11 protein-coding genes are annotated in these 11,302 nt (G+C 44.5%); 1 reads left to right on the forward strand and 10 read right to left on the reverse strand.

Going from position 1 to position 11,302, the window contains the following annotated elements:
- Positions 1–70 precede the first annotated feature (70 nt).
- The 7 genes from rlmN to ACZ5KY_RS13145 form a co-directional block, all read right to left on the reverse strand.
- On the reverse strand, positions 71–1,105 hold the full coding sequence (gene rlmN / locus ACZ5KY_RS13115) for a dual-specificity RNA methyltransferase RlmN (protein WP_464244672.1): 1,035 nt from the start codon (positions 1,103–1,105) through the stop codon (positions 71–73).
- 144 nt (positions 1,106–1,249) lie between these two features.
- Complete coding sequence (gene ndk, locus ACZ5KY_RS13120) at positions 1,250–1,663, reverse strand: nucleoside-diphosphate kinase (RefSeq protein WP_464244348.1); 414 nt, start codon at positions 1,661–1,663, stop codon at positions 1,250–1,252.
- A gap of 156 nt (positions 1,664–1,819) precedes the next feature.
- Positions 1,820–2,719 (reverse strand): GGDEF domain-containing protein, encoded by a 900-nt coding sequence (locus ACZ5KY_RS13125; RefSeq protein WP_464244349.1) that lies wholly within the window; start codon positions 2,717–2,719, stop codon positions 1,820–1,822.
- Positions 2,720–2,833: 114 nt separating this feature from the next.
- Positions 2,834–3,433, reverse strand: coding sequence for an XTP/dITP diphosphatase (locus ACZ5KY_RS13130; RefSeq protein ID WP_464244350.1), 600 nt, complete (start codon positions 3,431–3,433; stop codon positions 2,834–2,836).
- A 1-nt stretch (position 3,434) separates the two neighbouring features.
- Positions 3,435–4,151 (reverse strand): ribonuclease PH, encoded by a 717-nt coding sequence (gene rph, locus ACZ5KY_RS13135; protein WP_464244673.1) that lies wholly within the window; start codon positions 4,149–4,151, stop codon positions 3,435–3,437.
- 64 nt (positions 4,152–4,215) lie between these two features.
- Positions 4,216–5,274, reverse strand: coding sequence for an N-acetylmuramoyl-L-alanine amidase family protein (locus tag ACZ5KY_RS13140; RefSeq protein ID WP_464244351.1), 1,059 nt, complete (start codon positions 5,272–5,274; stop codon positions 4,216–4,218).
- Positions 5,275–5,456: 182 nt separating this feature from the next.
- Positions 5,457–6,491, reverse strand: coding sequence for a DHH family phosphoesterase (locus tag ACZ5KY_RS13145; RefSeq protein ID WP_464244352.1), 1,035 nt, complete (start codon positions 6,489–6,491; stop codon positions 5,457–5,459).
- A gap of 240 nt (positions 6,492–6,731) precedes the next feature.
- Between ACZ5KY_RS13145 and ACZ5KY_RS13150 the strand changes: the two genes are divergently transcribed.
- Positions 6,732–8,057: an OmpP1/FadL family transporter gene (locus ACZ5KY_RS13150; protein ID WP_464244353.1), complete on the forward strand. Its 1,326-nt coding sequence runs from the start codon at positions 6,732–6,734 to the stop codon at positions 8,055–8,057.
- On the opposite strand, the gene ACZ5KY_RS13155 is transcribed toward ACZ5KY_RS13150, so the two are convergent.
- From ACZ5KY_RS13155 to ACZ5KY_RS13165, 3 genes are read right to left on the reverse strand one after another with little or no spacing between them, the layout of a single operon-like run.
- Positions 8,054–8,836 (reverse strand): enoyl-CoA hydratase/isomerase family protein, encoded by a 783-nt coding sequence (locus ACZ5KY_RS13155; RefSeq protein ID WP_464244354.1) that lies wholly within the window; start codon positions 8,834–8,836, stop codon positions 8,054–8,056. The genes ACZ5KY_RS13150 and ACZ5KY_RS13155 overlap by 4 nt on opposite strands.
- Positions 8,837–8,858: 22 nt before the next feature.
- Positions 8,859–10,601: a chloride channel protein gene (locus tag ACZ5KY_RS13160; RefSeq protein WP_464244355.1), complete on the reverse strand. Its 1,743-nt coding sequence runs from the start codon at positions 10,599–10,601 to the stop codon at positions 8,859–8,861.
- A gap of 20 nt (positions 10,602–10,621) precedes the next feature.
- Positions 10,622–11,260, reverse strand: a complete 639-nt coding sequence (locus ACZ5KY_RS13165; protein WP_464244356.1) for an epoxyqueuosine reductase QueH — start codon at positions 11,258–11,260, stop codon at positions 10,622–10,624.
- Between the last annotated feature and the right edge of the window lie 42 nt (positions 11,261–11,302).

The following is an 11,302-nucleotide window of genomic DNA, read 5'->3' on the forward strand; positions in this document are numbered from 1 at the left end:
TGCCATAAAACCCAAATGGATATTTAGCAGGCTGCCGGGCTTAACAAGGCCCGTCACGTCCGACAGCATGCTAGATGTTTTTTTCTAATTTACCCTTTAGTTGACCACAGGCTGCAGAGATATCTTGCCCTTTACTTGCCCGACGAATGGCAACAACATCGTGGTCTAACAAATATCTCTGGAAGGCATCAATGGTAGCCATATCGGGGCAACGGTAACTGCTGCCCTCGTGTTCATTGAAAGGGATCAGATTCACCTTGGCCTTGATCCCATGAAGCAGTTTAATCATCCGTTTTGCGTCAGCAATCGAATCATTGAGGTCGCGAATCAAAATATATTCAAAGAAAATACGACGATAAGAAGCCAAGGGATAGTTTCGGCAGGCGGCCATCAACTCCTTGAGAGGATAACGCTTGTTGACCGGCATCAGCTTATCACGCACCTCATCAGTGGTTGCATTCAACGATACAGCAAGGTTAACGGTGATCCTCTTACCTAGTTCAGCCATTTCAGGAACGAGACCACAGGTAGAAAGTGTCACTTTTCGGGTGCCATAATCTAGGCCCGTCGGAGCATAAAATATTTTCAATGCACGAATAACATTTTCAATATTATGCAGCGGCTCCCCCATCCCCATTAAAACGATATTGTTAATCGGCCCCTCTTTGGCAACAGCGCACACCTGATTAACAATTTCGGCCGTCGTTAGGTTGCGCTTGAAACCAAAGGTACCCGTTAAACAAAAATCACACTGCATCGCGCAACCGACCTGGGTGGAGATACAGAGAGTGGAATGATCCTTTTCCATTGGGATGCGGACCGTTTCAATGCTTGACCCATCCTCTAAACGAAACAGATACTTTCGAGTTCCGTCAGTGCTGGTTTCAACAACCTCGGGAGTCCAATCAGAGATAATTGATTTCTTGCTGAGTTCAGCACGTAAGACTTTTGATAGATCGGTCATTTGATCGAGATCGGTAACACCGCGTTTATAAATCCAGCGCAATAACTGATCACAACGAAAACGCTCTTTGCCCATTCCTGATATAAATTCGAGTAACTCATCAGGGCTAAAATTTTTGAGATCTACTTTCTGTTGTTCCATGTCCATAACTATTGATCCAATATTGCCGACATTGTACGCTCGGGCGAAGTAATGTTGATAGAATTCTGATTAGACAAAAAAAGCCCTCCGGATTGTATCCGAAGGGCTTCTAATTCTCAAGCAGCTTCGCCGCTTATTCGCAACTTACAGCAACTCTAGACCAGAGAAGAAGTAAGATAGCTCAAATGCTGCTGTTTCAGGAGCATCAGAACCATGAGTTGCGTTTTCACCAATGTTTGAACCAAACTCTTTACGCAATGTGCCTTCAGCCGCGTCAGCAGGGTTTGTTGCCCCCATTAGATCGCGCCATTTCAGAATTGCACCTTCAGCTTCAAGAGCTAAAACGATACAAGGGCCACTGCTCATAAATTCGGTCAATTCACCAAAGAAAGGGCGCTCGTTATGTACATAGTAAAAACCTTCAGCTTCAACTTGGCTCATGTACAATTTTTTCAAACCAACTACGTTAAAACCCTCAGCATAAATACGAGCAAGAATTTTACCAGCACTACCCGCAGCAAATGCATCGGGCTTAATAATCGCAAATGTTCTTTCCATGGTGCAATGTCCTCCGAAATAATCTCGTTAATAAGCTCAATTCAACAATGAATTATCAGCTTTAGTGTAACGCTAGCGTCACCTTCGCAGAACTCAACGCAATCGTTAACTTGAACGCTGGCTTTTATCATCACTCTATCTAAAAGTCAAGGAGGCTTAGCCCCAAAATGTCACTTGATTACGTCCCATCTCTTTAGAACGATCTAGAGCTTTATCAACCCGATCAATCACACTCTCGAGAGTTTCATTTTCTTCGACAGTTACGGCACCGACACTTACCGTCATGGCGATAGGAAGGTCAAGACATGGTTCATTACGCACCATATCTAAAACCATGGTAGCAACTTTCATCGTTGACTTGCGGTTAGAGAAAGAGAGCAACACCATAAACTTATCACCCTCAATGCGGCCGATAATATCAGCTCGTCGCAATGATGCGCGCAACCGTGTCACCAACCACTGTAAAATCTTATCCCCCGTAGCACGACCATAGGCTTCGTTGAATTGTTTGAAAAAATCAACATCAAGAGCGAGGACTGAGAAAGGAGTATTATAACGATTAAAACGGAACCATTCGCGATCCATCGCATCCATAAAAGCTTGTTTGTTGGGTATCCCAGTCAGGTGATCAAGATGGGTTTGCTGACGAAGCTCACTATTCATCTCTTTTATTTGCAACATTTCTGACGCATCAGAAAACGTTTCAATTGCACCCGCAACGACACCATTGCAGTCATAAACAGCGTTGGTCTTTACGGTAATCGGGATACGACGGCCATCCTTATGCGCAAAAAACACCAAGGCTTCTTGGGGATTTTCCTCTTCGATACACACCTTCAAAGGGCAACCATTATCACACAGCAAGTTATTCTCGCTATCGACATGATGCATTGGGCCATCTTTGCATAGACAACCAACAACATCCTCTGAAGAATAACCTGTCAACTGCTCGGCAGCTTTGTTCCAATACAAAACACGCCGCTCGACATCAACACAATAGACTGCCTCAGAAAGGTTATCTAGCATCTGTTTGTAAAAGACTGAATCTAACGTCATAACTTACCTCTATCGTAATTTTCATCACTATACTCGCAATAATAATTAAGCACCGCAAATATTCATACCACACCAACACCAAACCCACCAGCGTATTCACCATGCACCCTTAAATTAATTAAGGATGCTGAAACTATTAATACTGGAAACCATCTGCTTTAATGCTTGACCGCGATGACTAATACTATTTTTTTCATCGATACTAATTTGTGCCAGACTGCGGTGATCTCCATCGACTTGAAACAACGGATCGTAGCCAAAACCACCATCACCTTGCTCTGCCTTCAAGATATGACCCTCTAACCGTCCTTGAAAAAAAAGACAGTCACCGTTGGGATAGCATAAGGCCATCACGCAACAAAAAGCGGCTTGTCGTTGACCCTCTGGTATTTGAGACATCTCTGTCAACAACAAATGATTATTTTCACTATCGGTTGCCCCTTCACCAGCATAGCGAGCAGAGTAGACACCAGGGCGCCCCTGTAATGCTTCGACAGTTAAACCTGAATCATCCGCCAAGCAAGGCTTACCCGTTTGCAGCACAATGGCCTGCGCTTTCTTTTGGGCATTTTCCTTAAAGGTTTCACCGTCTTCAATAGCAGGAACAAGTTCAGGATAGTTTTCCATCCCTTCAGCATCAATCCCAACGTCTGCGAGCACACGGCGAATCTCTTTGAGTTTCCCTGTATTTTGTGTGGCGATAATCAACGACATACTAACCCTCCAGCACCTGACACTGCAGCTGCGTTAAATCAGCACATCCTTTGATGGCCAAAGCGCGCATTTCATCAAGTTGTTCACTGGTAAAGGGTTCTGATTCAGCAGTGCCCTGTACTTCGACAAACGCGCCAGAACCGGTTAAAACAAAATTCATATCCACTTCCGCCCTTGAGTCCTCGATGTAATTCAAGTCAAGCAGAGCGTTGCCATCAACAATGCCAACGCTGATCGCGGCAAGAGAATCTTTAAGTGGCGATTTTGTTAGTTTGCCTTCGGCGATCAATTGATTCACAGCTTCAACGAGAGCAACATAGGCTCCCGTGATTGAAGCCGTGCGCGTGCCTCCATCGGCCTGCAACACATCACAATCCAAACGGATGGTGCGTTCACCCAACAATTCAAAATCAATCACAGCACGTAATGCACGACCAATTAAACGCTGAATTTCGTGAGTACGCCCGCCGACTTTACCCCGTGAAGATTCTCGAGAGTTTCGGCTTTGCGTTGAACGGGGGAGCATTGAGTATTCAGCAGTTACCCAACCTCTCCCTTCACCGCGCATAAAGGAGGGCACGCCATCTTCAACCGTTGCATTACACAAAACAACGGTATCACCAAAGGTCGCTAAAACAGAGCCTTCAGCATAACGGGTAAAACCGCGCTGTAGCGTAACGGGTCGAAGTTGATCAAATTTACGTTCATCATGACGAATAATATTCATTGAAGAGATCCTTTAATATTTTAAATAACGGACTTAATAAGATAACAGATACAGACTACTGTTGTGAGTTGGAGAACTCTTGTAATCCTTGATAGAGCGCTTCAGCCAAGCGCTGTTGGCCCTGAGAACTCATCAACATCGATTGATCTTCTGGATTTGATAGATAGCCCAACTCGATAAGAACAGTTGGCAGATCGCCTTGAACGAGTGAGATAAGGGGAGCCTGCGACACTTCGGCCACGTTAAATCCGGCATCGCGTAACGCTTCACTTAAGCGTAAAGCCAACAACATACTGCCATTACCAAGCTGCTGATCACGGTTCAACTCACTCTGTGCGGGGCGAACATACAGGTGAATACCATTTAAATCGGGTGATAATGACGACTGAGCATGCAGTAACAAAAAAGCGTCAACCTCATCATGGCGTGCACTGGCCAAATGTTGCTGAGCTGAAAGAGAGTAATCATCATCACGACTTAAATACACCGGTACACCCAGTTGCATTTTAATTCGCGTTTCAAGCTTCTTAGCAACAGAAAGAACAACGGTCTTCTCTTTGACACCACTAAGACCAATGGTTCCAGTATCTTCACCACCATGCGCTGGGTCAATAGCAACGGCACGCAAAACCGGCGCATTAGAACTCTTTTTTTTCTGTAGCAAAAAGGCAAACAACCGATCAAACACACCCTCTGTTGAGGGATCAATCTGTGATGTTGGATTTAAGTTACGATAGTAAATAGGGGTCGGCAGCAGATCAGCCAACTGATCTAACACAAAGGATTCGGAAACTCGCAACCGACCATCAATAAAACGGGGAGGATGCTTAATAGGAACATACGTTTCACCAATGTTTAGATATTGACCACCAGGGAAAAATGTTGCACGTCCACGAGGAGTTCTCATGCGATAGCGATGCTCGACCGCGTCCCAATAACCACTCATTCCAAGGGCTGGAAGCACATCATCGATAGCAAAGTACGGGATTGCTTCATGGTGATAAACTTCATTAATCCGTTGAGGGGACGCACCTTGACGCGACAACTCGATTGCCGCTTGAGCTGAAACAGCCCAACACAAAAGGAATAAACTAAAAAAGATGCGAACGATCATGGACGAAACCTTAGTAATTTGAAAACAACATTCAAAAAAAAACGACTGATACCTGTACCAGTGAACCACGCGGACATCAAAAGAGTTATTATAATCGAGTATCACTCTGATTCAGGTATTAAGATCAATCGCTAAATACTATACTCAGTAACAACTACTGTCAATCATATCAATTTCCATATTTAAACAGCGAGTAAACGACGACCGCGAGTCGGTTCGTACCCTAGAACTTTGATCAGACGCTTTGTCAGCGTATTCTCCAGTTCTCGCTGCACGGCATGATTACCCTGCATCGGCTTAATCTGACCACCAGCAGTCATCCCATGCCCTCCTGCAGTCCCTAAGCCTTCGACAACCTCGCGGATGATTTTTCCTGCAAAAAGATCCTCGCGATCGGTTCGAAACGACAGAACTTCCTCTTCGTTACAGCACCCCATGCCAAGAACAACTGAAACTCCATCCATCCGCAGCAGAAAATCAGCTAATTCAGCCACCATATCGGGATGTTCCACCTCAAAAAGGTTAAACACCATAATATCATGAAAAATTCGTGCAGACTCGAGAGCTTGATTAAAATTTAAAAAGTAATGACTTGGCACCTTAGCGTGGGCAATTTCGAATAAGATTCGATTGTTACTCAATGATAATAAATCTTGATAGGCACGTCGATCAGGTGGTGACCATTCACGACCCAAATCTTGCGTTTCTGAACGAATTGCGTAAAAAAGCGCTGTTGCGAGGCGCGTACCTAAATATACATCTTGGGCGAGAAGATACTCATATAAAATTGTCGCACAAGCACCATACTCCTCGCGAACATCACTGATTGATGAGCTATCAGTACCAACACGCAGGGGATGATGATCGATAATAATATCGATTCGACAATCATCGGGTAAACTTCCATTTCCTGTCCGAGGCTGACTGTCAACCATACAAACGATATCGTATTGATAACAATCCACCGAACTCAGAGGTGTTATCTCTATCTCTAGTTTTTCAACCATCGTACGATTTTCACGCCGCCCTATCACACCACCACTTGCAATCAGCGCTTGCACACCTGTTTTCATCAACAGCAGATGACTTAACGCATAGGCAGCGGCCAATGAATCAGGATCGGGATTATCGTGCGTAGCAATCAATACATGACGTTTCCCGCGTACTTTATCAATGATCTGTTGACTCAACTCCAACGACCTAGCTAGATCAATCACACACTCCCCTTTCATCTCAATCAACATCTTGATAACGATTCACACGTTACATGATGCCCCAAAATAGGTTCAAGACAAAACTTAATCACACCTCATAGTTTAAATATTTACTAAATAAAAGGTCAGCCCTTATTTGCTATAAATTAAAATAAATGTTAATGTTAATGTTAATGTTAATGTTGAAAAACATAAAGATCCTACTAAATTTAATCATTAAAGATAGTTATACGAAAGTTGCCAATGCTTAAAGGTACCGTTTATCTATTCTACACGATTGTCATTGTCGCCATAATGCTTCCGCAATCACTCATGGCAACGAATGGAATGAACATGATCGGTTATGGTGCTATTTCCAGCGCTATGGGCGGAGCGGATTTAGCCCTTGTTGATAATGTAACGGCGATGAATATTAATCCAGCAGGCCTTGCCAGCTGTTGCGGTCCGCAAGTCAGCGTTGGTGATACGATCATGCAACCGCGCAACCATCATCAAGATCAGCACGGCAACGACACTCAGGCCAGTAAACAAACATTTCATCTTCCTCTACTAGCTTGGGCGCAACCTCTTGACAATAGCCCGTTTATCTTAGGGTTAGGTTTTTTTGGTCAGGGTGGTATGGGTGTTCACTATGGATCATTACGCACCCCTTTCACTAATGCAGACACGACGGATCAAGAGAGGGATGAACTTTCTAGCTGCATTAGCTACGCAAAGATTACTCCGACGGTTGCTTGGCACAGTCAAGACCAGCGGTTAAAGCTCGGTGCGAGCCTAAATTTAGGCTATGTGAACGCTGAAATGAGTCTATTCCCTCACACGAGTCTCTTTGTTGACAATAACAACGACGGCAAGATTACCGAAACAGGCGAGGTCGCTTTTTTTGGCATGGAGATGACGGATGCACGAGCCTTTGCCTCGGCATTGCGCTTTGGCTTTCAATATCAATTTGGCGAATTAACCATTGGTGGCGTATACCTTAGCCGCACAAAACTGAAATTTGATCACGGTAAGACCAAACTCAACTATTCATCCATTGGATTGGACACGGTTAGATATCACACTGAGCTTGACGGTCTTGATTGGCCACAACAGGCAGGTCTTGGTTTCAGTTACCAAATCAATAAAAAATTTAAAATTGCCTTTGATGTTGATTGGATCAACTGGTCGACATCAATGAAAAACATTAAATTTACACTGAGTGATCCGAACAATAGCAATGCGACTCAACGGATCGTTGTCAACTATCCTATGAATTGGGATGATCAGTGGATTATTGCCATCGGTAGCGAATATTGCGTCACAGATTACTGCAAGATTCGCTTGGGCTATAACCACGGTAACAATCCCATCCCTGACGACAATCTCCTCCCCTATTTTCCAGCAATTGTCAAAGACCATATCACGATTGGCACAGGGCTAACGTGGGAACAATGGCAACTTGATATTGCTCTAGAATGGGCGTTAAAAAATAGCATTGAAAGTTCGAACACACTCTATTCTGAGCATGGTTTCAAAGAAGACATCTCCCAGTTTACCACCCACATTATGATCAGTTATTTTCTCTAGCAGTCTTTCCATACCGCTTGACGTTTTTCAAAAAAAGCGGTCATCCCTTCACCTTGATCTTCTGTGGTAAAACACAAACCAAAGAGATCAGCTTCATAGCGAATCGCTTTCTCTTTATCCATATCCATACCGTTTTGCACGGCCTCTTTTATCAACCGAATCGCCGTTTGTGGTTTTGAGGCAATCGTTTGCGCTAGCTTCTGGGTGCGAGAAAGCAGCTCATCCGGAGCAAACACATGATCGACCAACCCAATCTGTAACGCCCGTTGCGCACTCACCATCTCACCGGTAAACATCATCTCTTTGGCTCGGCTTACCCCGACGAGGCGAGGCAATCGCTGGGTGCCACCCCAGCCAGGAATAATACCTAAATTAATTTCAGGCTGTCCCATTTTCGCTTGCTCAGCAGCCACGCGCAGATCACAAGACATAGCCAGTTCACAGCCGCCACCAAGGGCATAACCGTTAATTGCGGCAATAACAACCCGTGGTGAATTTTCAATTTGACGAAACAACGATCCCGTTTGGATGGCAAAATTTCGCGCTTGCATTGGACTAAACGTTTTCATCAAAGCAAGGTCAGCCCCCGCAACAAAGGCTTTTTCCTCTGAGCCTGTTAAAACAATGACTTTAACGGATGGATGTTGCTCTAAGGAACTGACAGCAGCAGACAGCTCATTAATCGTATCAGGATTAAGAGCATTAAGTGCTTTAGGTCTATTAATCGTCACCCAAGCGACCTGTTGATCAATTTCGACAAGAAGATTATTATAAACCATGACAGATCCTTTCTCGATAAAGTTAAACGCCGATCTTCAAGATATTTTGATTGTAAGCTTGTATAAGTGTACTCTTTTTCAGAATTCCCACAACCTTATGCGGGTCATTAACATCAACAACAGGCAGTGTTGAAATATGTTTTCCTTCAAAAATTTCAAAAGCCGTTTCAAGGTTTTGATCAGGGGTAATACTCAGTACATTACGTGTCATAATTTCAGAAGCTAGAACCAGTTCACACAACTCCCCCATCTCACTTAAGCATGCTTTTAAATCGCGCATGGAAACCATACCCACCATTTTATCGTAACGATTCACTACAACAAAATGGGGATAATGACTTTCTTGTGCCATCTCAACAAGCTTACCTAATGACAACCCTTCACATATTTTCTCGAAATCAGCTTCCATATAATCAACAACTTGCAGTGAACGTAGTAACGTTACATCGCGACCACGGACAATTTTCACCCCTTTGCGAACCAAGCGCGTTTCATATATCGACAAACCATAGAACGTTTGCACAACGACCAAACTGGCAATACAGCTGGTCATTAACGGTAAAATAATCTCAAAATTATAGGTCAATTCAAAAATAGTAAAAATAGCGGTAATGGGCGCCAAGGTCGTACCACTGACCATTGCTGCCATACCAACCAAACCATAAACAGGGAAGCTGGCAACCGATTCGGGTGCAAAGGTGTGTAACACACTGCCAAAAGCACCACCAAGTAAACCACCCATTACTAATGATGGAGCGAAAATTCCACCAGAGAAACCAGCTCCTACAGAGCACGATGTGGCAATAAACTTCGCCAACAAAATAGTCACCATCAACACTGGCAGTAATTGGCCATCTAACACCCCATTCATAGCCAGATAACCAACCCCTAGAACATGAGGGCAAAACAAAGCAATCCCGCCAACAACAACACCACCAACCGCAGGTCGAAGCCAGCGTGGAATCGTTGCTGCATCAAACAGGTCTTCTACTTTTGAAATAGTACGGATAAACAGAATCGACAACACACCGGCCAACAAACCTAAGGCCAAATAAAGGGGGATCTCCCAATAGCTGACGAGTTGAAATTGCGGGACATTAAATGCAGGGAATGAACCTAAAAAATGATGGGACACAACCGTAGCGGTAACCGCTGAAACAGCAATTTGGCTCAAGTAGTTTACTTGAAAATCGACCAATATAATTTCCGCAGCAAACAACATGCCTGCCATCGGCGCATTAAACGTTGCCGCAATTCCCGCTGAAGCACCACAGGCTAGAAAGACCCGCTTCCACTCAGGTGACATACGCAAGAGTTGCGCTAATGATGAGCCAACCGATGAGCCAATATGGACAACAGGACCTTCACGGCCAACAGAAGCACCGCACCCTAATGATAGCAGTGTAGAAAACATCTTTAGCAACGTGGTTCGGTGACGGATATTACCCTCACGCACGACAACGGCCTCAATCACCTCAGGAACACCAGCGCCCCGTGTTTCGGGGGCCAAACGCTCAACAATCGGACCCAACACCAATCCACCTACGATTGGAATCAGCATGATTTGGTACCATGGCATCGATAACGTCGCCGCAACAAGGTCGTAAGGTTCCGACCAAAAAAGGGTGGTCACCTCTTTAAGCAAAAGCCGAAAGGCTACAGCGAGCGTTCCAGTAACCAAACCGATCACTGCTGCCACCAGCAACAGCATAATCACTTTACGCCCACTCGCTTGACGAGTGAAATCAACGCTTGGTTTTACCATTGGTTTCGTAATCCCCTCACCTAATCGTTGCCTTGGCGTTGTTCAGAAGAACGTTGCTGTTTGCGCCGTTCGTTTTCAGCAAGCGAATAGCGACAACCACAATAATTTTGCCGATAAAAACCCTGCTCTTTTGAAATTTCTAAGCTGCGTTGAAAACCACCCTGTTTCTTAAAATTAGCTTGATAGAAATCAATACCCACTTCACTCGCTAACTCGTCACCTAATCGATTAATGCGGTCCGCATCCTTATGGGGTGAAATAGACAACACCGTCGTAAACAGATCATAGCCATCCTGCTTAGCTCTGTGAGCGGTTTGCGCTAGTCGCAATCGATAACATAATGTGCAGCGTTCGCCCCGTTCAGGTTCCTGTTCGTAGCCCTTCACATAGTGATGCCACACTTGCGGGTCATACTCACTGACAATAAGAGGTAGCTCAATTCTCTCACACCACCGAATGATCTCATCACAGCGTATTTGATACTCACTTTGCGGATGAATATTAGGATTGTAATAAAACACCGTCAGCTCAAATTCCTGTTGCAATCGTTCAACAACTGAACTGCTGCATGGCGCACAGCAGGCATGAAGCAACAAGCGTGGCTTCACGGTAACCCTGACTTCATCAATATTGCGCTGTGTTGGACAATTTTGCGTCATGAACGCCCTCTTCTATTAATAGTTTTACAATCTCAGGCTAAA

The organism is Desulfuromonas svalbardensis, assembly GCF_055389415.1.